We start from the raw sequence: 21,016 nt of genomic DNA, 5'->3' as shown, positions 1-21,016 counted from the left end.
AAGATTTAGTATATTTGCAAAATAATATATCTGCTCAGATAAACAATATTACATGAAAAAAATACTTTTCGCCCTTTTGACAATCTGCACAATTGCTTTATTTGTAAGCAGTTGTCATCCAAGTCGTAAAACAGGATGCCCTGGTGCACAGGGAATCATTCACTAATATAAAATTAGTTGAATATCATGCAGTGGATACCGATTACCCTTGAGACTCAAGTTGAAGAGATCAAAAAGCTTTCTACTCAAAAACCGCAACTCATTTTTAAGCACAGTACCCGCTGTTCGATAAGCGGTGTTGCAAAAAGTCGTCTAGAGAGAAGTATTATTCCGGAAGGAGTAGATTTTTATTTTTTAGATCTAATTGCTCATAAAAACATCTCTAACAAGATAGCTGAAGATTTTTCTGTTTATCATGAATCTCCTCAAGTACTTTTAATTAAGAACGGAGAGTGTATTTTTGATGAGAGTCATTCTGCAATTTCTATGGATGAGATAGCAGAACAATTGTAATTACTATTTTTACCCTAAATTTTTTGCCATGACGATTGCAGCACTCAACCAACAATTTGGTATTGAAGAACAAATATTTTTTTCTGAAGGAAATGGTGGCTTACCATTTATAACAATCAACAATCATTTTGCGAAAGCAATTATCTCCTTGTATGGAGCACATGTATTAAGCTATCAGCCCATTGGCGAAGAAGAGGTTTTATGGATGAGTGACCAATCTGCTTTTGAAGCAGGCAAGCCTATCAGAGGTGGCGTACCCGTTTGTTTTCCTTGGTTTGGGCCTCATGCAGATGATAATCAAAAACCACAACATGGTTTTGCAAGATTATCATTCTGGAGTATAAAATGGATCAATGTATTGGCAGATGGCGCCACAGAAATAGGGCTCATCTTATCATCAAATGAAGAAACAAAAAAGATGTGGCCACATGATTTTGTTGCAACCATCACCGTTACTGTCGGAGAAAAATTGACGATTAGTTTATCAGTTAAGAATACCGGCACAGATACATTTACTTATACGGATGCCTTACATACCTATTTCAATGTAAGCGATCTTTCAAATATTACTATTGCAGGACTGCAAAACACAGGCTATTACGAAGCCGGCAGTAATGAACTAAAAACTCAGGAAGAAGCATTATTACTTATTGCTAAAGAAGAAAACCGTCGTTATGTTAACCATACCAATGATTGTATCATTGAAGACCGTCGTTTAGCTAGAACAATTGCAGTTGGTAAAACCGGCAGTAAAATAACGGTGGTTTGGAACCCTGGGGAAGCTACCACAAAAAACATTGGTGATATTGCGGATGATGGTTACAAAACATTTATTTGTGTGGAAGCCGTTAACGCTTTAGACGACATTATTACCGTTGCACCGGGAAATGAATTCAGCACGGGGACTTCTTTTGGATTGATCTAAAAATCGTTATATAGATTTTATTTATTTTTGGAGAGGTCTTTAATATAACCCTTGAACATTGGCTTATTAATGGGATATACAACTCCCTTTGGTTTGCTGACTGCAAAAGAGTCAATTACTTTAAGGATCAAACTGTCAATCGAATTAAATTTGATCGTATAATTTTCAAGAGTAGTAAACTTCAACCAAACAGTATCGCTTTCTTTTGTAACAGAATTATTCTTATAGATAATTTTACCTGCATATGTTCCCATTCCATATCTGATAATAAAATCTCGTTCCCCATTTTTATAATTTGTAATTGTAAGTTGTGTACAACCGCAATGGGAAAGTGTAGTTGCATCTATCTTAAAATAGTCCTTTTTCGAATCTGAACTTTTGTAGACAGTAGAAGTTTTTGAGTCACGATAAAACAGCAACATCCCCAATGAGCAACTTGACATCGTAATTAGCAGCAAAATCAAAAGAAGACTTATACAATTATTACAAAATTTCATTCTGTGGCATTAAATACAACTTTAACACTTATCTAGCGCCTGCAATACATCTGCAAGGATATCATCAATATGCTCTAACCCAACAGAAATGCGTATAAGCCCAGGCGTTATGTTCACCGCTGTTCTTTCTGCTTCCGACAATTTTGCATGTGTTGTACTTGCAGGATGAGAAGCAATACTTTTAACATCTCCTAAGTTTGCAGTAAGTGAAAGCATCTCTAAAGCATCTAAGAATTTTCTTCCGCTTTCCAAACCGCCTTTTAATTCAAAGGCAACCAAGCCGCCGCCATTTTTCATTTGCTTAACTGCAATGGCATTTTGCGGATGACTTGCAAGGAAAGGATATTTCAAGGAAGCTATTTTATCATGTCCTTCTAAAGCTTTTGCCAATGCCAATGCATTAGAAGCATGACGTTCCATACGAACATCTAATGTTTCTAAACTCTTACTTAATACCCATGCATTGAACGGAGACAAAGCAGGCCCGGTACTACGACAGAACAAATAAATATTATGGATCAATTCTTTTTTACCAACTACTACACCACCCAATACTCTCCCCTGTCCATCCATCCACTTTGTGGCAGAATGCACTACCAGATCAGCTCCAAAATCGATCGGACGCTGACATACCGGTGTAGCAAAACAATTATCTACATTTAAAATAAGATTGTGCTTTTTTGCTAATGCACTTACAGTAGCAAGATCGATCACATCCAACGCAGGATTGGTCGGCGTTTCCAAATAAAGCATTTTTGTATTTGGCTTGATAGCAGCCTCCCATTGACTAAGATCATTTGCAGGTACATAAGTAATCTGAATACCATAGTTTGGTAAATATTTATTTAGTACAGTAACAGTACTGCCGAAAATAGAACTACATGCAACCAAATGATCGCCACTTTTGAGTAAGGCCATCATTGATGCAAATATGGCACTCATGCCAGATGCTGTTGCATAACCTGCCTCAGCTCCTTCCAAAGCTACCACCCTGTCGGTGAATTCCTGAACAGTAGGATTACTAAATCTGCTATAGATATTATCATTTGTCTCATCAGCAAAAGCGGCTCTCATATCTTCAGCATTGTCAAAGCCAAAGCTACTCGTCAAAAATAACGGTGACGAGTGTTCCATTTCATTTGTCTGATCAACTCTTGTTCGTATCGCTTTTGTAATTGGATGCATCCGGTAATGAATAATTAAAAATTAAAAATCTAGAATTGGAGTATGTGACTTAGATAGCTCTCATCTTCAAATTTCCAAATCACCAAATCAATTGATGACTCTCACTGCCCAGGTAAGGTTAGTGCCTCCTCTACGTAAAGTTTCAGCAACGGAGCAATATTTGTTCATAGACAATTCACATGCTCTTGCAGCTTTTTCAGGGTCAATATTACCTCTTAGTTCAAACACCAATTTCACATTTTCCCATAAAGACGGCTCTTTTCCTTTTTCTCTTTCTCCTTCGATCTTAATAGAAAAGCCATCAACAGACTGACGCTGTTTTTTCAAGATCATAACAATATCAATAGCACTACAACCGCCCAAGCCCATCAAAATTACCTGCATAGGACGTACACCATAGTCGTTACCGCCGGTTTCCGGGCTGGTATCCATACGAACAACATGGCCATTAGCATCTGTAGCTTCAAAACCACAGTCGCCATTAACACGGTTTAAATTTATTTCTATCATTTATTCAATATTTTTGCAAATATAATTCTTGCAAGCCTTTACTTTGCATTTTCAATCGAAAACCTATTAATGGAGTTTTTTCATCATCAACATCAATTTGAGCTCGAGAACGGTCAATCTCTACCCGAAATTACCGTAGCATACACGACTTACGGTACTTTAAACGCCGAAAAGAGTAATGTAGTATGGGTTTGTCATGCTTTAACAGCAAACTCGGATGCCGCAGACTGGTGGGATGGTTTGGTTGGAGAAGGCCATATAATTGACCCTAAGAAGTATTTTATCATCTGTGCCAATATTCTAGGCTCATGTTATGGGAGCAGCGGCCCTTTAAGCACTAATCCCACTAATAATAAACCTTATTACAATAGTTTTCCTGAAGTAACCATCAGGGATATGGTTAAAGCCCATATTTTACTCCGCAAACACCTTGGGATTGATAAAATATTTTTGATCATGGGTGGAAGTATGGGGGGATACCAGGCTTTAGAATGGTGTATTATGGAAAAAGAAGTAATTGACAACCTTTTCCTGCTTGTTACTTCAGCGACAGAAAGTGCCTGGGGAATTGCTACGCATACAGCCCAACGTTTGGCTATTGAAGCCGATTGTACATGGAAGACGGACTCTCCTGAAGCAGGAGCAAAAGGGTTAAAAGCTGCCCGTGCTTTGGGTATGCTCACTTACCGGAATTATGGCATCATGGTAGAAAAACAAACTGATGAAGATTTTGAAAAATTAGACAATTATAAAGCCTCTTCGTACATCAACCATCAAGGAGATAAACTAATAAAACGCTTTAATGCAACCAGTTATTGGTTACTTACAAAAAGCATGGATAGTCACCATATAGGTAGAGGCCGTGGTGGTAAGCTAGAACCTATACTTCAACGCATTCATCAACGTACCTTATTGATCGGCATTACAAGTGATATTCTTTGTCCGCTGATTGAACAACAATTCCTAGCAAAGCATATTCCTAATGCATCATTGATAGAGATCGATTCCTCTTACGGTCACGATGGATTTATGGTTGAATCAAAATTGATCTCAACACACCTTGACAAATGGTTGAGTAAATAATTATTCTATTTGAAAATTTCTTTAAGAAATTTTTTCATTTCTTTCCAGGATCTTCGATCAGCTTTTTCGTTGTATTTGATAGGCATATTAAATTTTATTCCTGTTTCTGTAGCTTTAGGATTGGAAAACGCATGCGTAGCATTTTTATACACTTTGAATGTATAATCTACACCTACGGAATCGAGATTATGTTTAAACGCCTTGATCTCTTCTTCACTGATAAATTTATCTGCTCCACCATGACATACTAATATTTTTCCCTTTGTACTGTTTGTTGTAGCCGGCACCCCTGCCAACCCTCCATGAAAGCTTACCACGCCTTCAAGATCTGCCCCCATTTTTGCTGCATTCAAAACCATTGAACCACCAAAGCAATAACCAATTGCTGCAATCTTATCCGGATCGGTTTGAGCATATTCTTTCACCTTATTTATTGCAGCTTCAATTCTCAGCTTTGCCAAATTGGGATTATTATATAATACCATTGCAAACTCTTTTGCAGTTGCAGGATCGCCGGCCATTTTACCATCGCCATATAAATCGGCAGCAATAGCAATGTAGCCTAATTCTGCTAGCATACGAGCCCTTTTTCGAACATAATCACCACTTCCCCACCATTCATGAACTACTACTACAGCAGGTCGCTTACCTTGTATTGTGCTATCATATGCAACATAACCGATCATGGTTACTCCGTTTAATTTATACGCTACCTCCTCTCCTTTAATTTTCTCTTGTGCCATCGCAGAAGCACTTAAAATGATCACACCAAAAAAAGTTGCAGCAATATATCTTAATCTATTTTTCATGGCTCGTTTTGTTTTAATAAAGTTAACCAATTATTTGTTGCCTTTAAACAAAAATCAAACCACTTTGTTTAGAGTTAATAAACATTGGCTGGGCAACCCGACTTGTTATTCTTTTTTCCTCCGGAATCATCGCCATCATAAAAGCGATATTTCAATCCAACACTTACACTATAGTAACTATCCTTTCTGTAAGGATTTGCAGACAAACTGAATCCATCAATATAATCGGAAAAAGAAAACCGATAAGCTGCTTCTGTTGAAAGGAACAATCTTTGCGAAAGCGGAAAATCCATTCCAACACCTATGGGTATTACCGGCAACACTTTAGGCGTTCCATGAGCAACATCTCTTGATATATTTGTAAGTAATGTCGGATCTTTTAAAGCAGCAGTATCTACCCTTGAATAATCTTGCGACACATTCAAAAAAGAAAAACCAATACCGGTAAATAAGTAAGGAGATTTCCCGTAATTATTAAAATTACTTCCCTTGAGATTCCACACAACTAAACCGGACAATTCCTTCAACGGAGTTGAAAAACTAAAAGCCCTTTGTTGTCTGAAAGCATTATTGTATTTACTTTCATCTGCTCTTAATTTGGCCGCACTAAAATTCAATCGAAAAGAAAGATAATCGCTGAATGCTTTTTGAGCATACAGACTAAATCCGGCAGAAGGAGTTTTTATAGAACCAGCGAAAGATGGAGTAAGATCTCCCTGATAAATATAGGCTCCAGCATTGACTCCTATACTCATATTACTCAAGAGCTGAGCTTTAGTTTGAAATATGCTCAAAGCCATTACCGCCATAAGCATTAAAAGGGGTTTTTCATTTGCTTTCATATTTATGCATTTTAAAGTGAACAATGAAAGCAGCGTCTTGGAAACTTAGCGTATAATTAAATGCATAGTTGAATTTTAACTTTCCTCTAAACTAAAAAAGCTTTTCAATATAATTTGTTAAAACATTTCCGAACATCTCCAAACGCTTCTTGAATGATTAGTTGGATTTTCAGCATTGGTTTTGTACATTGAGTGAAATAAATATCTCACCAAACCGACTTAGGTTATGAAAAAAATTGCTATTATACTACTATCCTTTTTTTTCTTTTGCAGTCTTGTTGTTGCACAAACGGAAGGCAGCACAAAAGAAGAATATCTTAAAAAAAGTAAAAATCATAAAACAGCCGCTTGGATATTATTAGGCACCGGCGCCGCAACAATTATTACCGGCGCAATTATTGATGCTAACAAACGTGAAAACTCAACCTATGAACAAGATTTCACGGGAGGAATTATAATAGCAAGTGGTATTGCTTGCACTCTTATCAGCGTCCCATACTTCATCAGTGCCGGTAATAAAAAAAAGAAAGCAGCTACATTTGCGTTACAAAATAACAGAGTTGTAGCTCCGTTCAATAATGCATTTTGTTATCGAACGCAACCAACACTTTCTCTTAGTATTTCATTAGGAAAATAATTTAAACACGTACCTGTAAAACAAACTAACTAATGATCAAAAAAATATTTTTTTTGAGTGTGGTGATATCTTTTTCACTCGGCGTTTATTGTCAGACCTACTATATCACTAATGTAACAATCGTAGATGTTGAGAAAAAACAGTTGATACCAAAACAAACGGTTATCATTAAAAATGGGGTTATTTCAACAATTGCTTCTTCGAAAAAAATGGTTCCACATTCAACTGCAAGAATGATCGATGGGTATGGCAAATTTTTATTACCCGGTATGACCGATGCACATATACACTTTTTTCAAAGCGGCGGCTTGTACACAAGACCTGACGCCATCGACCTTAGAGAAAATGTGCCTTACGAAAAAGAGCTTGACTGGGTGCATACTAATATGGAAGATCTGTTGAAAAGGTACCTTCGAGAAGGTATTACCAATGTTATTGATGTAGGTGCCTCAGACAGCTTTTTGATACAAAGAAAAAACTTTAAAGGAAGAAAAGACGTCCCATCAGTTTCCATGACAGGAGCTTTACTCACTACTTGGGAGCCGGACGTTTACCTGGGCTTAAAAGCAGATGAGCCTTTTAAACTTATTAAAACAATTGCAGAAGCTAAAAAAGCTGTACAGGAAGAAATCAGTTTTAATGCAGATTTCATAAAAGTGTGGTACATAACCGAACCTGATAGCGTTGAAGCTAGCGCCAGAGCATTTCTTCCAATGTTTAAAGTTATAATTGAAGAGGCTCATAAAAACGGATTAAAAGTTACCGTTCATGCAACAGAAAGAATTACTGCACAACTGGCTGTTGAAAATGGTTGCGACTTTTTAGTACACCAGATAGAAGACGAGGTTGTATCTGATGATTTCATCAAATTACTGAAAGACAAAAATGTGATCCTCTGCCCTACCTTAATTGTTGCTGATGGTTATGATAACACATTCGCACAAAAAAAGAACTACACTTATTATGATCTGGTTAGATCTAACCCAACGACAATAGGCTCTTTATTAGACCTGCAACATTTACCCGACACTATATTGATCCGGAAATATTATAAATGGGCTACTTCAAACAAAACGGTTTCGTCATCACATATGGCTGATTCAATCCGAAAGATCAACCTTAAAAAAATGATAGATGCAGGTGTAATAATAGCTGCAGGAACGGATGCAGGCAATATCGGCACTCAACATGCCACTTCATTTATCAAAGAATTGAAAGCTATGCAAAGCAGTGGACTAAACAACTGGCAAATCATTCAATCAGCCACCATTAACGGAGCAAAAGTGCTGGGCAAAGAAGATAGTTTTGGTAGCATTACCGTCGGCAAAAAAGCTAATATGGTTTTGTTAGACGCAAACCCTATTGATGACCTTGATAATCTTACAAAAATCAATAGCATTATTAATAAAGGTATTGTTATAAACCCCGATACATTAGTAAAAGAAACAACATTTGCATTGGTACAAAGGCAAATAAATGCTTATAACACAAGAAATATTGAAGCGTTTCTTGAACCATATGCAGATAATGTTGAGTTTTATAACTTCTCAACCAAGTCATTTGAAAAAGGAAAAAATAAAATGCGAAAAGCGTATGCAAAACTATTTGCAACATCACCTGATACTCACATAGAAATAAAAGAAAAGCTTGTGTTGGAAGATCGAATTATTACTAAAGAAAGAATATTTTCTAATAGCAATTCAGTAGTAGAACAAACCAAAATTTACTTTATCAAAAACAATAAGATAAAGGGTGTTTATTGACATTTACTCACAAAAATAAGTCCGCAATCGCCTTTTAATAAACTAGTGCAACATTTGTATCTTTGCAGTTGCATAGCACACAATGAAACAGTTTAACGTTCCGATCATATATAGAAGCCCATTAATTGCCGCAATAAAAAATAAACGCAAGCAAGAGGATAAGATGAAGAAAGACTTCTCTCCTACGCTGCTTGATTTTGGGCCGCTACAAATTTATCTTGCAAGACATTTCGGATTCTGTTACGGGGTTGAAAATGCAATTGATATTGCTTTCAGAACAGTTGAGGAGAACCCGGGTAAGCGTATTTTTTTATTAAGTGAGATGATCCACAATCCGCAGGTAAATGCGGATCTTCTAGAAAGAGGCGTACAATTTTTACAAGACACATATGGCAAACAGCTTGTTCCTTTTGAAACATTAACCAAAGATGACGTAGTGATCATCCCTGCATTCGGTACAACACTCGCTATTGAAGAAAAATTAAATAAGATCGGCATCCCTACAGAAAAATATAACACCACCTGTCCGTTTGTAGAAAAAGTATGGAACAGAAGTGAACAGATAGCACAAAAGAATTATACAGTAGTGGTGCATGGCAAACCTACACATGAAGAAACAAGAGCTACTTTTTCTCATGCAGCATCACACACACCTACTGTTGTTGTAAATGACATGAATGAAGCAATTGAATTGAGTAAATTCATCACCGGAGAAAAAAAAGCAAATGAATTTTATTCAACATTCAATGGAAAATATTCTGAAGGATTTGATGTAACAAAAGACCTTCAAAGAATTGGAGTTGTGAACCAAACTACCATGCTTGCAAGTGATACACAGGCCATTGCGGATTTTTTAAAACAAGTAATGATCAAAACATATAGCTTAACAACTGCCAGCATTGAAGAAAGATTTGCCGACACAAGGGATACTCTTTGTTATGCAACCAACGACAATCAAACTGCGGTGTATGGTTTGCTACAAACCGAAGCTGATCTTGCTATTGTGGTAGGTGGTTATAACAGCAGCAATACATCACACCTTGTAGAACTGTGCGAAGATAAATTACCAACTTACTTCATCAATACGGCAGATAAGATCATTTCGGATTCAACAATCGTACATTATAATTATCATACTAAAGAAGAATTAACTACAACAGATTTTCTTCCTAAAAAAGATCCCGTAAAAATTCTCATCACAAGTGGTGCAAGCTGTCCTGATGCATTGGTAGAAGGTGTGATAGAAAAACTAACTACCTATTTTAAAACAACCAAACAAATAGAAGCAATCACTGAAAGCTTTTCATAATTCACTGTTTTATTTTTTTCGTAACCGATTTGTGTGGTAATTGACCAACCAAAGAAGTGCAAATGCAATAAAACTGATTACACGCCACCAACTGATGGCATAAGGATATACAACTTTTACAAAAAATACACCTAACAACAACAGATAAGTAATTTGTGTTAATAACCACGCTGTTCTGGTTTCGTAAAACCCTACATCACTGATCTGTTTACCGTTTTTGTGCACGAGATTAAACTGATTTTTGTATCGCATCAGGTCGCTCCAAAAAGCTTGAATATCGGCTTCATGATCTTGCTTATAATTGAATGTGGCCGTAAATTTCGGATCAGTGAAACTTACCTGATAAAAGATCAGGTCGTTTTTAGTATCGATATTGTCTGAAATATTTGAAATATTTTCCCAGGAGCTGAAAAACTTTTTCCGGGAATACAAAAAAGACGACTGCTGCAATTCATAACCGAACCCTTCTTCGCTCAAATACACATTACAATCTACTGTTGTTTTTTTCACCACCAGGTATATTGTAAAAATCACCACCAATACGATAGCCAACATTATAATGCCAAATAGCCCCCACTCCGGCAAATTAATGTTCAGCAGCACTAACGGCAACAATAAAAGCAAAACACCCAATACCGGTACCAGTATGAGCACCAATGCAATTTTGTTGTTTTGTTGAAATTTTAAAAGGTACGATCCTTCCCTGTTTTCCATATAACTAAAGTCGTTCAAACATTTATGTTCGGCAATACCCAATAACCCTCATTTTTTGAAAGATTTTCTATTATTATCACATAATTTTGATATACAAACAGCAGTATATGGCAAGTATTTTAGATCTGGTAGGCAATACACCGATGGTAGAATTAAAGCATGTGATCGAGAATAAAAACGTAAGGATCTTTGCAAAATTAGAAGGGCATAATCCGGGTGGCAGTGTAAAAGACAGAGCAGCCTACGGCATGATAAAAGGTGCAATTGACAGAGGTGAAATAAAAGAAGGTACAAAATTAATTGAAGCAACCAGTGGCAATACAGGCATTGCATTAGCAATGATTGCAAGCTTATTTAAAATTGATATCGAATTGGTAATGCCTGAAGATGCAACGAGGGAAAGGATCTTAACGATGCAGGCATTTGGTGCAAAAGTTACCCTTACCCCAAAACAAAAATCAATGGAAGGCTCCAGAGATTATGCAGAAGAACAAGTTGCTAAGGGTGGCTATGTAATGTTGAATCAATTTGACAATCCGGATAATGCGAATATGCATTACCGTACTACCGGCCCTGAAATTTGGAGAGACACACATAATACCATCACACATTTTGTATCATCGATGGGTACTACCGGAACCATCATGGGTGTATCAAGATTTTTAAAAGAACAAAATCCGGGTATTCAGATCATTGGATGCCAACCAACAGAAGGCTCAAGAATACCAGGCATTCGTAAATGGCAGGAAGCTTATCTACCAAAAATATTCGACAGAAAACAAATTGACAGCATTATTGAATTGGGAGAACAAGATGCCCGTATCATGGCAAAACGTTTGGCTAAAGAAGAAGCCATATTTAGCGGAATGAGCAGTGGTGGCGCTGTTCATGCCGCTGTGGAATTATCTAAAACACTTAATTCAGGAGTGATCGTATGTATTATATGCGATCGTGGAGATCGATATTTGTCCTCTGATCTTTTTGATTAACAACATCTCAAATAAATAGTATATAAAAAATTAGCCGGAAACACGGTAAGACATTTTATTGAATGATTTATGTCTTACCGTATTCCCGGCTAAAATATTTTATAGCAAGGTTAATGACTAATATTTTCTACTGCCTTATGATCATGCTTATATTTAAAAGTCAAAAGAAACATAACTGCAATCGCCAAAGCATATGCAGCAAAGCTAAACCATATATTTGGCCAATCTTTATTACCGGCAGCATCTGAAAAATGATCCACTATTTTCCCTGCAAATATTCCTCCCAAAATTGCCCCAAGGCCATTCGTCATTAACATGAAAAGACCTTGAGCACTAGCACGGATACTGGGTTTTGCCTCACGGTCAACAAATAACGAACCGGATATATTGAAGAAATCAAATGCCATTCCATAAACAATCATTGAAAGTACAAGTAACCATAAACCAAAAGACGGATCCGGATTACCCAAACCGAATAAACCGAACCTAAGCACCCATGCGATCATGCTGATGAGCATCACTATTTTTATACCAAAACGTCTTAAGAAAAACGGTATAGCTAAAATGAATAAGGTTTCGGATATCTGCGAAAGTGAGATCAGAATATTACTATGTTTTACGGCAAAGCTATCTGCATAAGCAGGATTTTTTCCGAAATCCCAAAGAAAAGGATTGCCAAACATATTGGTAATTTGTAGCGCCGCTCCAAGAAACATTGCAAATAAAAAGAACTTTGCCATGATCGGTTTCTTAAACAATTGAAATGCATCTAGCCCCAACCGAGTAATGAATGATTTTTCTTCTGTGGATTTGCTGATCTCAATTCTTGGCATTGAGAAGCAATATAAACCTGTACAAATACTGGCAACTGCAGCAAAATAAAATTGAGTATTGTTTTGTGTCCACCCTAACAGATCAACAGCCCACTCTGCAACAATAAAACCAACCGTTCCCCAAACACGAATAGGGGCAAACGATTTTTGTACATCATAATTATTTTTACTCAACAACACATAAGAAACGGTATTACTCAACCCGATAGTTGGCATATAAAAACAACTTACCAATAAAATAGCCCAATACATATCGCCGGCACTGGTCACTGTACTGGTATAATACAACCCGGCACCGGCAAGTATATGACACAACCCCAATACAATTTCTGCCCGTATATATTTATCTGCTATTATACCCATTAAAGCAGGCATAAATAACGAAGCCCACCCCATCGTACCATATGTGTTTCCTACTTTTGAACCTAAAGATGGGTCAATAGGATTATTAAAGTTTGCAAACATGTAACCACCAAGGGATATTAACCAGATTCCCCACACAAAAAACTGCAGGAAACTCATTACTGTTAATCGCATCTTTAGATTCATACTATCAATTTTTATTTAAATTGGAAGATAAACATTTTTATTTAACAAAAACGACAGTTTTATCTACAAAAACTATAGTTTTTGTTTTAACCATCGCTTACATAACTTTGCAAAAATATTCGTGATGAAGGCTTCTATAGATACGTTGATCAATACTACTTCAGACTTATCCCTGAAAACAATAGCACAAAAAGTTAAGAACAATGAAAGGATCACCGATGCCGAAGGCATAACACTTTTTGAGAAAGGCTCTCTGCCTTTTGTTGGCGCTCTAGCCAATTTTATCAGAGAAAGATTGCATGGTGACACCACTTATTTCAACAGAAATTTTCACATTGAACCAACCAATGTTTGTGTATTCAGTTGTAAATTTTGTTCCTACTCAAAATTGTATGCACACAAAGAAGAAGGCTGGGAATTAAGTATTGATCAAATGCTTGATATTGTAAAGAGCTACGATAATAAACCAATTACCGAAGTACATATTGTTGGTGGTGTTCATCCAAAAATGAATATGGAATATTTTATCGAACTCATGCAAAAAATAAAAGCCCATCGTCCTTCACTACATGTAAAAGCATTTACTGCTGTTGAATTGGATTATATGTTTAGAAAAGCAAAATTGAGTATTGAAGAAGGCATGAAACAATTACATGCCGCAGGTTTGGATAGTTTGCCCGGTGGCGGCGCAGAAATTTTTGCTCCAGCCATTAGAGAACAAATTGCAGCAGATAAAGTAAATGCCGACGGCTGGTTAAAAATTCATGAAACTGCTCATAACTTAGGTATGCATAGCAATGCAACAATGTTGTATGGTCACATTGAAAAATATGAAGACAGAATCGATCATATGAAAAGATTGAGAGAACTACAGGATAAAACACATGGCTTCAATACTTTCATTCCGTTGAAATTCAGAAATCATGATAATGAAATGAGTTATGTGGCCGAAAGTACGATCACCGAAGACATGCGATTGTATTCAATTGCAAGAATTTATTTAGATAATTTCCCTCACCTGAAAGCTTACTGGCCAATGCTTGGAAGAGAAAATGCTCAAATGAGTTTATCATTCGGCGTAAATGATATTGATGGAACGATAGATGATTCTACAAAAATTTACAGCATGGCGGGTAGCGAGGAACAAACACCGGCAATGAGTACAGAAGAATTAGTAACCTTGATTAAACAGGTAAAACGCAGACCGGTTGAGAGAGATACTTTATACAATATTGTTAAAGACTATAGTAATGTAGATTTTGCAACTGAAGCCGTAGAGTCGCTACAAAATTAATGTTTGAATTGAAGATTCATGTACTCTCCTATCGGAAGTTCTACCGTACTGATAACAATTGTGTATTTGCCTGGCAGTAATTTACTTTTTTCAGTTCCGCAGAAATAAAACTTAGAGTTACTTTCTCTGTAAGATCCTCCTACTTCAGCGGTAAATGGCATATCAGGCATACCGGTATCAGTTCCGAAACTTTTGAAATTGATGTAACCTGTTTCGGCTCCATCTTCTAAATACCCAATAATGTAATTACCTTCAATTGTGCCGTTGGCAATAGATTTACCGGTAGCATTGATGAATTTAACTTGTACAAGATCGTCAGTGGAAACAGCTACTCCTTTTTCACAAGAAGTAAAAAATAAGGCAGTAAAAAGTGCTAAGCAAAGGGTTTTAACTAAATACATGATGATTGATGTCCTTAAGAAAAATTATGTAAAATGATGATTGTTGAACGAGAGCCTGAAAGAATATTGTTGATGTAAAGGATTACATCAACAACATTACTGTTTCAGATTGTTTTGCTTTGTTTGGAGTGACAACTTCGATTGTATAAGTACCTCCGGTCAAGTTTTTACCAAAGTTTACTGTTTCAGAAGCTGCAGTTACATTATGATTAACTGCTTTTGTCATTAATACGTTACCATTTTCATCGGCGATTTGAACCGTATATTCACCTTGTGGTTGATTGTTCATTTTTACTACAACAATTCCGTTTGCAATTTGCAAAGGACAAACTTTAATTGAAGCTTGTTTAGTTTTAGATTTTGGACAAGTATGAGTTGTTGGAAAATCTCTGGTATCGATCTGTGCAAAAGAAGCATTAGTAGCGATAGTTAAAACTAAGATGGCAATTGTTGTTTTTAAAGCTTTCATTTTTTTCTTTTTCAGGGTTTCGGAAAATACATTCGGTATTTCCTATACTAAAACGTGAAAGTACTCTCCATATTGCGTAAAAGATGTGGAATTTACTGCATTTTTTACGAAAAATACGTTTATTGATCAATAACTAATTGATAATCAACACAATTCACTCATAAAAATATTTAAACAAAATGCGTAAAAATACTCAGTTTATTGAAATTTTACTTTAAATACAGTATACTTTTAACCATTTAGGCCTTTTATAAGGCAAATTTTAGGAATAATGTAGCATTATCGAATGCACTTTCCCCAGGCAGATAAACGTATAATTACCTTTGATTGCGGAAATTACAAACCAAATGATGATACTACGTATCTGTTTTAGCTTATAGAAATTTATGAATTACCTACGGGATAGACAGAACTGAAACGGAGAATGCAATGCTTCCGGTTATTTGCAGTGAAGTAAATCAACAGAAGATCCAAAAGTTTTGTTTTGAAGCAAATTAAATAAGACTGTTTATTTATACTACAAGATGATCCAGTGAATTAAAAATATACAAGTCGGATAATTTCGGGAGCAATTAGTACTAATAAAAAAAGTGCCTTTCGGCACTTTTTTTAATTATTTATCAGGTATCAGTTGATTAATAAGTTTTGGAAAGAGATTGAAATACTTTGAATGAATTTTATAAAAATTATAACCACAATAATACAGTTTCAGATTTCCTAGTGTTATCTGGTCTTACTACATCAATTGTATAAGTACCGCCTGCAAGTGCTTTACCAAATTTAACTGTTTGAGCAGTAGCAGTAGCATCGTAATTTACGTTTTGAGTCATTACAACAACACCATTTTCATCTTTAATGCTAACTGAATATTTACCTAAAGGTTGATTCGTTAATTTTAAAACAACAATACCTTCAGCCATTTGCATTGGACAAACTTCTAAGCTTGCTGCAGTTGCAAATTGAGTTTTAGCACAATTATGAACACCAACTTTATTTTCAAAAACATTTTTAATATTACCAACGCTGTTTTGAGCGAAAGAAGCATTAGCAGCGATTGTCAAAACTAAGATGGCGATTGTTGTTTTTAAAGCTTTCATTTGTTGTGTTTTTAATTTTTTTAAAAGTTTCATTCGGTATTTCCTATACTAAAACGGGAAAGTACTCAGCATATTGTATAAATACTGCGGAAATTACTGTTATTTTTTGCGGAAAATACTCAAAACAGAACTAATTGACTGGAAATCAATTAATTAAAATTTTAGAAAATAATAAAAAAAATGCGTAGAAATACTAAGTATGAAGGGGATTTACCGTAAATCTTCTCAAAACAGCGGGTAAAATTTGTGAAATGATCGAAAAAATAGCGCTAAAAAGTGCACAAAACTGCTTTGACCATCGAGTTTTGACATGGCATTTTACGTATTTCTACATATTAATGTGGAAACTACTCATAAATATCCAATCCGTTGAATACATATATATGTATTAAGAAAAGAGCTCTCCTTGAGAATTATCTGCATCTTTCTTCTTTTCCCATTGCATTTCTACACTTTTAGCATAATCAATGAGTTTAGCACCCAAAGCTTTCCAACCCATTACCTCAACAACTTTAGCTATTTTAATCTTTGCGTTACGTATTTGCGCCCCCCTGCCACTTTGAACTGCCAATACGGGTTCAGCATCGGTTGTAACAGCTTCAAGGTAGTTTTCTGCTCCCTCTTTTATAAAGAAGAACTTACTATGAAGGGTAGTTGTTTCTATTCTGAAACGTTTTACGCTGAATTGCACTTTCTCTTTATCATAATAAACCGCTGTAATGATCTTTTCCGCATCAAACTTCTCCATCAGCAATACCTTATCTGCATCAAAACGTTGTGTCAATTCCTGATCAGTAATTTCATAATTACCATCATTATATATAACAAGTATTCTATCCTCTGCTTCAAACTTACCTAGGTACTCTCCTTTCTCTTCCGTATTCAATCTACCGAACTTATTATCAAACCATAGTTTTTTAGCATCCAATGTAGATTTACCGGCTTCTTTAAACTTAACTGTTCTAATCGGATATTTGGTAACCTGGTTACCAATGCTGCTTCTACCCTTGATCTCCATTTCCTCAAAGTAAAAATCCAATTCTTTATTTCTTGCAGAACAATTCGGACTCAGTACAATCTTTACAACCTCTGCTTCACCATTTGCATTGGCACTGAAATAATGTACTTTACTTTTTTCTGATCCTTTGGTGAGATCGTATTCTTTATCTCTTGTAACTCCCGTTACATTAAAACGCTTTGCATAACTAACACCTGTTTTACCATCTACATAGATCATGTTATAGGTAGTCCGTTCGTCGTTCTTTTGAAAAACAGCTACATGCAAAATGTCTTTTCCGATAAAAACTTTGTCGGATACTTTTACAACTTTCATTACGCCACCTTTGGTGAAGGCAATGATATCGTCGAAGTCAGATACCTCCGCTACAAGTTCATCTTTCTTTAAACCGGTTCCGATAAAGCCATCGGCGAAGTTTGCATATAGTTTTGTATTAGCAATGGCTACAGCTTTTGCCTGAATGGTATCAAATTGCTTTATCTCTGTTTTACGCTCTCTACCTTTCCCGTATTTTTTCAGCAAATTCTCATAATAAGCTACAGCAAAGTCAGTCAAATTGGCCAGATCATGTTTTACCTGTTTGATCTCTGCCTCCAGTGCTTTTATCTGATCATTCAATTCATCAATATCCAATCTGTATATTCTACGTACAGGCTTTTCCGTTAGCTTAAGAATATCTTCACGAGTAATATCTCTTTTTAATTGTTTTTTAAAAGGAACAAATGCTTTATCTATTGCTTCGATCACCTTATCCCATGTTTCGTGTTTCTTCTCTAACTCTTTGTATATTTTTTCTTCGAAGAATATTTTTTCAAGAGATGTATAATGCCATTTTTCCTGCAGCTCAGCTAATCTTATTTCTAATTCTTTACGAAGTAGTTCCTTCGTATTCTCTGCAGATATTTTAAGTAATTCTGTAACACCTAAAAATTGTGGTTTATCTTTTACGATAACGCAGGTATTCGGAGAAATGCTTACTTCGCAATCGGTAAAAGCATACAATGCATCAATAGTAATATCGGGAGAAATGCCTGCAGCCAACTCTACAATGATTTCTACTTCCGCAGCTGTATGATCCGTTACTTTTTTAATTTTAATCTTGCCCTGATCATTCGCCTTAACAATGCTTTCCATTAACTGACTGGTGGTAACACCAAATGGTACATTTCTTATGACCAACGTCTTTTTATCCTGCTCTTCAATAACCGCTCTTACTCTTATCTTTCCTCCACGTTTACCATCATTATAATTAGACGCATCCATGGTACCACCGGTTAGAAAATCCGGCAATATCTCAAACTTCTTTCCACGCAAATATTTGATCGATGCCTCAATTAATTCGCAAAAATTATGTGGCAATATTTTTGTGGCTAAGCCTACAGCAATACCTTCCGCCCCCTGTGCCAACAATAAAGGAAATTTCATCGGTAGTGTTACCGGTTCATTTTTTCTACCGTCATAACTTAATGCCCATTCGGTAGTTTTTGCATTAAAAGCCACTTCCAGAGCAAACTTGCTGAGTCTTGCTTCTATATATCTTGCTGCAGCAGCTTCATCTCCTGTACGTACATCACCCCAGTTCCCTTGCGTTTCAATTAAGAGATCCTTCTGCCCCATGTTTACCAATGCATCTCCAATACTTGCGTCTCCATGCGGATGGTATTGCATGCTTTGTCCGATGATATTGGCTACTTTATTAAAACGGCCATCATCCATTTCTTTCATTGCATGCAGTATCCTTCTTTGCACCGGTTTTAATCCATCCTCAATTGCTGGCACAGCACGTTCTAATATAACATAGCTGGCATAGTCTAAAAACCATGTTTTGTATTGGCCGCCAATGCCACTATCTGTGTGGATATAATCTTCTTTATTTGCTTTTGCCATCTTTTACTCAATTTGAAAATTTGGTGATAAAAAAATTTGGTGATAAAAAATCATCGCATCTTCAAATCATCAAATCGTTTTTGTTTTCACTTCAAAATCCTTCATATTTTCCACCTTCCCTTGTACATCAAACATATCCTGTGCAATCATCACTTTCAATCTCCATAATAAGTATGCATCACCGGTAGTATGTTTTGCTTTACTCAAATATTGATGAATGACCTTTGAAGCTTTTTGCCAATCGCCGGTTATGATTTTCTTAAGATCGGCATCGTAAAAATCATAATCTGCACTGATCAATTTTTTTCCACCTTCTAATAAACGAACACCTTTATTTTCATTACAGATCTTCGACCATTCATCGGGATCAACTTCAAATTCACTCAAAGTGATTTCTCTGGATAATTTTTTTGCTTTCAAAAATTCTTTTGCCGGTATTTCATGTAACCAATTCGGATAAAACACACCTCCCTTCTCGTTGATAAAAGGAAGATTGTTCAAATAAAGAATAAAAACCCTTCCTTGAAATTCTTTCATGTAGTTCAGCAACCAATAGTAACCACATACATCATGTTTGTTTTGTGCTGCCCATATCCAAATTGTTTCTTCTTCATTTCTACGCATGGTGCCAACCAACTCTGCTACTGTTTTAGTATCATCAATTTCACCAGAATCTACTTTCCCTTCATAATCTCCACCAATTAAAACATCACGCCACCATTGCTTGCGCTCCTCCATTCCTTCGCCGACATAAATATTATTTAAAGGACCTACAGCGAAATCATCTTTTATCTGGATGACTTCGCCTTGCAAGGTTTCATCTAATTCAATTGCCTGTTTCAAAACGTTTGTATCCGCCTCATTGAAAACTACGTGTATCATTAATCTATTTTTATAACGTTAAATCTATTTTTGTTTGATCAGATAATAGACACAGGTAGTGAAAAAATTTCTTACCCATGGTATAATACTGATCAATTTGTTTTGTTTTTTGGGCTTCCATCCAAATTTGAATTCGTAAATAGGGTTTAAAAAATAATGTGTTTTACAAGCTACATCATACCCTGTTGCATTCACGATCTTTTCAAATCGCTCTATAGAAATGCCCGTTTCTTTGATTTCAACAAATGCATCTACATTTTCTTTAAAACCTTTTAATATTGTTCTGTAAATGAACATTGGTAACAAATGAAAATATGGGAGTTTGCTTAAAAACTTGCTTCGCATTACTTGTTGATGCCCACCAAATGGCATTTGCCATGGCGGGAAACCAAAAAATATAACCCCATCTTTATTTAGGTATTGCTTCATCCAGGCAATCAGTTTTTCCTGATCATGAATATGCTCAATAACATCCTTCAAAATAATGATATCGAAACCGGCTCCAAATTCTGTTTGAACATCAACCTTATAAATATCTTTTGATAAAAAAGATACGAGCCCGTTATTAATCTCTGCACTCATCCATTCTCTTGCAGTTACCAAACGAGGTTCATCCAACTCCACCCCAACTCCTACACAACCTATATCTGTAAAGGCTTTCAACACACCTGCTTCGCCACAACCAATTTCAAGTACTCTTGTACCCGGTGCTACTTTCTTGTATTGTTCAATGAAGGGTATTACATACTTACGGGTGTTATCCACCTGCATATCAAAATATCTCTTCTTATCTGTGTGAAACTCAAACAT

At 36.0% G+C, this 21,016-nt stretch carries 21 protein-coding genes; 8 read left to right on the top strand and 13 right to left on the bottom strand.

Annotation, left to right across the window (positions count from 1 at the left end):
• Nucleotides 1–186 precede the first annotated feature (186 nt).
• Nucleotides 187–513, top strand: coding sequence for a bacillithiol system redox-active protein YtxJ (gene ytxJ, locus ACQ33O_RS09020; protein WP_430995243.1), 327 nt, complete (start codon nucleotides 187–189; stop codon nucleotides 511–513).
• 28 nt (nucleotides 514–541) lie between these two features.
• Nucleotides 542–1,438 (top strand): D-hexose-6-phosphate mutarotase, encoded by an 897-nt coding sequence (locus ACQ33O_RS09015; protein WP_430995242.1) that lies wholly within the window; start codon nucleotides 542–544, stop codon nucleotides 1,436–1,438.
• 17 nt (nucleotides 1,439–1,455) lie between these two features.
• Here the strand turns inward: ACQ33O_RS09015 and ACQ33O_RS09010 are convergent, their stop codons facing one another.
• From ACQ33O_RS09010 to ACQ33O_RS09000, 3 genes are all read right to left on the bottom strand, one after another.
• Entirely contained in the window at nucleotides 1,456–1,881 is a 426-nt protein-coding gene (locus tag ACQ33O_RS09010) for a hypothetical protein (protein WP_430995241.1), read from the bottom strand.
• A gap of 75 nt (nucleotides 1,882–1,956) precedes the next feature.
• On the bottom strand, nucleotides 1,957–3,120 hold the full coding sequence (locus ACQ33O_RS09005) for an O-succinylhomoserine sulfhydrylase (RefSeq protein ID WP_430995240.1): 1,164 nt from the start codon (nucleotides 3,118–3,120) through the stop codon (nucleotides 1,957–1,959).
• Between the two features lie 87 nt (nucleotides 3,121–3,207).
• Nucleotides 3,208–3,630, bottom strand: coding sequence for an OsmC family protein (locus ACQ33O_RS09000; RefSeq protein WP_430995239.1), 423 nt, complete (start codon nucleotides 3,628–3,630; stop codon nucleotides 3,208–3,210).
• 69 nt (nucleotides 3,631–3,699) lie between these two features.
• Here ACQ33O_RS09000 and metX point away from each other — a divergent pair, with 69 nt between their 5' ends.
• Nucleotides 3,700–4,713, top strand: coding sequence for a homoserine O-acetyltransferase MetX (metX, locus tag ACQ33O_RS08995; protein WP_430995238.1), 1,014 nt, complete (start codon nucleotides 3,700–3,702; stop codon nucleotides 4,711–4,713).
• A 5-nt stretch (nucleotides 4,714–4,718) separates the two neighbouring features.
• Here metX and ACQ33O_RS08990 read toward each other — a convergent pair whose 3' ends face one another.
• Together ACQ33O_RS08990 and ACQ33O_RS08985 are read right to left on the bottom strand one after the other, a co-directional pair.
• The gene (locus ACQ33O_RS08990; RefSeq protein WP_430995237.1) at nucleotides 4,719–5,522 is read right to left on the bottom strand and encodes a dienelactone hydrolase family protein; all 804 of its coding nucleotides are present in this window, start codon (nucleotides 5,520–5,522) and stop codon (nucleotides 4,719–4,721) included.
• Between the two features lie 74 nt (nucleotides 5,523–5,596).
• Nucleotides 5,597–6,364 (bottom strand): DUF6089 family protein, encoded by a 768-nt coding sequence (locus tag ACQ33O_RS08985; RefSeq protein ID WP_430995236.1) that lies wholly within the window; start codon nucleotides 6,362–6,364, stop codon nucleotides 5,597–5,599.
• Between the two features lie 226 nt (nucleotides 6,365–6,590).
• On the opposite strand from ACQ33O_RS08985, the gene ACQ33O_RS08980 reads away from it, so the two are divergent.
• The 3 genes from ACQ33O_RS08980 (at nucleotide 6,591) to ACQ33O_RS08970 (ending at nucleotide 10,073) form a co-directional block, all read left to right on the top strand.
• Nucleotides 6,591–7,001 (top strand): hypothetical protein, encoded by a 411-nt coding sequence (locus tag ACQ33O_RS08980; RefSeq protein WP_430995235.1) that lies wholly within the window; start codon nucleotides 6,591–6,593, stop codon nucleotides 6,999–7,001.
• Nucleotides 7,002–7,033: 32 nt separating this feature from the next.
• Nucleotides 7,034–8,764, top strand: a complete 1,731-nt coding sequence (locus tag ACQ33O_RS08975) for an amidohydrolase family protein (protein ID WP_430995234.1) — start codon at nucleotides 7,034–7,036, stop codon at nucleotides 8,762–8,764.
• Nucleotides 8,765–8,846: 82 nt separating this feature from the next.
• Nucleotides 8,847–10,073 (top strand): 4-hydroxy-3-methylbut-2-enyl diphosphate reductase, encoded by a 1,227-nt coding sequence (locus tag ACQ33O_RS08970; RefSeq protein ID WP_430995233.1) that lies wholly within the window; start codon nucleotides 8,847–8,849, stop codon nucleotides 10,071–10,073.
• A 9-nt stretch (nucleotides 10,074–10,082) separates the two neighbouring features.
• On the opposite strand, the gene ACQ33O_RS08965 is transcribed toward ACQ33O_RS08970, so the two are convergent.
• On the bottom strand, nucleotides 10,083–10,787 hold the full coding sequence (locus ACQ33O_RS08965; protein ID WP_430995232.1) for a hypothetical protein: 705 nt from the start codon (nucleotides 10,785–10,787) through the stop codon (nucleotides 10,083–10,085).
• A gap of 107 nt (nucleotides 10,788–10,894) precedes the next feature.
• Between ACQ33O_RS08965 and cysM the strand changes: the two genes are divergently transcribed.
• Nucleotides 10,895–11,776, top strand: a complete 882-nt coding sequence (cysM, locus tag ACQ33O_RS08960) for a cysteine synthase CysM (RefSeq protein ID WP_430995231.1) — start codon at nucleotides 10,895–10,897, stop codon at nucleotides 11,774–11,776.
• A 110-nt stretch (nucleotides 11,777–11,886) separates the two neighbouring features.
• Here the strand turns inward: cysM and ACQ33O_RS08955 are convergent, their stop codons facing one another.
• Nucleotides 11,887–13,158 (bottom strand): nucleoside permease, encoded by a 1,272-nt coding sequence (locus tag ACQ33O_RS08955; RefSeq protein ID WP_430995230.1) that lies wholly within the window; start codon nucleotides 13,156–13,158, stop codon nucleotides 11,887–11,889.
• A 124-nt stretch (nucleotides 13,159–13,282) separates the two neighbouring features.
• On the opposite strand from ACQ33O_RS08955, the gene mqnE reads away from it, so the two are divergent.
• Nucleotides 13,283–14,452 (top strand): aminofutalosine synthase MqnE, encoded by a 1,170-nt coding sequence (gene mqnE, locus ACQ33O_RS08950; RefSeq protein ID WP_430995229.1) that lies wholly within the window; start codon nucleotides 13,283–13,285, stop codon nucleotides 14,450–14,452.
• Here the strand turns inward: mqnE and ACQ33O_RS08945 are convergent.
• The 6 genes from ACQ33O_RS08945 to ACQ33O_RS08920 all read right to left on the bottom strand — a co-directional run bounded on the left by ACQ33O_RS08945 (nucleotide 14,449) and on the right by ACQ33O_RS08920 (nucleotide 21,016).
• Nucleotides 14,449–14,853 (bottom strand): hypothetical protein, encoded by a 405-nt coding sequence (locus tag ACQ33O_RS08945; RefSeq protein ID WP_430995228.1) that lies wholly within the window; start codon nucleotides 14,851–14,853, stop codon nucleotides 14,449–14,451. The genes mqnE and ACQ33O_RS08945 overlap by 4 nt on opposite strands.
• Nucleotides 14,854–14,935: 82 nt before the next feature.
• Nucleotides 14,936–15,322: a hypothetical protein gene (locus ACQ33O_RS08940; protein ID WP_430995227.1), complete on the bottom strand. Its 387-nt coding sequence runs from the start codon at nucleotides 15,320–15,322 to the stop codon at nucleotides 14,936–14,938.
• 686 nt (nucleotides 15,323–16,008) lie between these two features.
• Nucleotides 16,009–16,452 (bottom strand): hypothetical protein, encoded by a 444-nt coding sequence (locus ACQ33O_RS08935; RefSeq protein ID WP_430995226.1) that lies wholly within the window; start codon nucleotides 16,450–16,452, stop codon nucleotides 16,009–16,011.
• Nucleotides 16,453–16,807: 355 nt separating this feature from the next.
• Nucleotides 16,808–19,324, bottom strand: coding sequence for a DNA gyrase/topoisomerase IV subunit A (locus ACQ33O_RS08930; RefSeq protein WP_430995225.1), 2,517 nt, complete (start codon nucleotides 19,322–19,324; stop codon nucleotides 16,808–16,810).
• 69 nt (nucleotides 19,325–19,393) lie between these two features.
• Entirely contained in the window at nucleotides 19,394–20,206 is an 813-nt protein-coding gene (locus ACQ33O_RS08925) for a DUF1835 domain-containing protein (protein ID WP_430995224.1), read from the bottom strand.
• Nucleotides 20,207–20,230: 24 nt separating this feature from the next.
• Nucleotides 20,231–21,016 carry a class I SAM-dependent methyltransferase gene (locus ACQ33O_RS08920; protein ID WP_430995223.1) on the bottom strand — a complete coding sequence of 262 codons (786 nt, stop codon included), beginning with the start codon at nucleotides 21,014–21,016 and terminating at the stop codon, nucleotides 20,231–20,233.

It is taken from the genome of Ferruginibacter sp. SUN002 (genome assembly GCF_050611725.1).
Lineage (GTDB): Bacteria > Bacteroidota > Bacteroidia > Chitinophagales > Chitinophagaceae > Ferruginibacter.
This window is presented reverse-complemented; position numbering and strand designations above follow the sequence as displayed.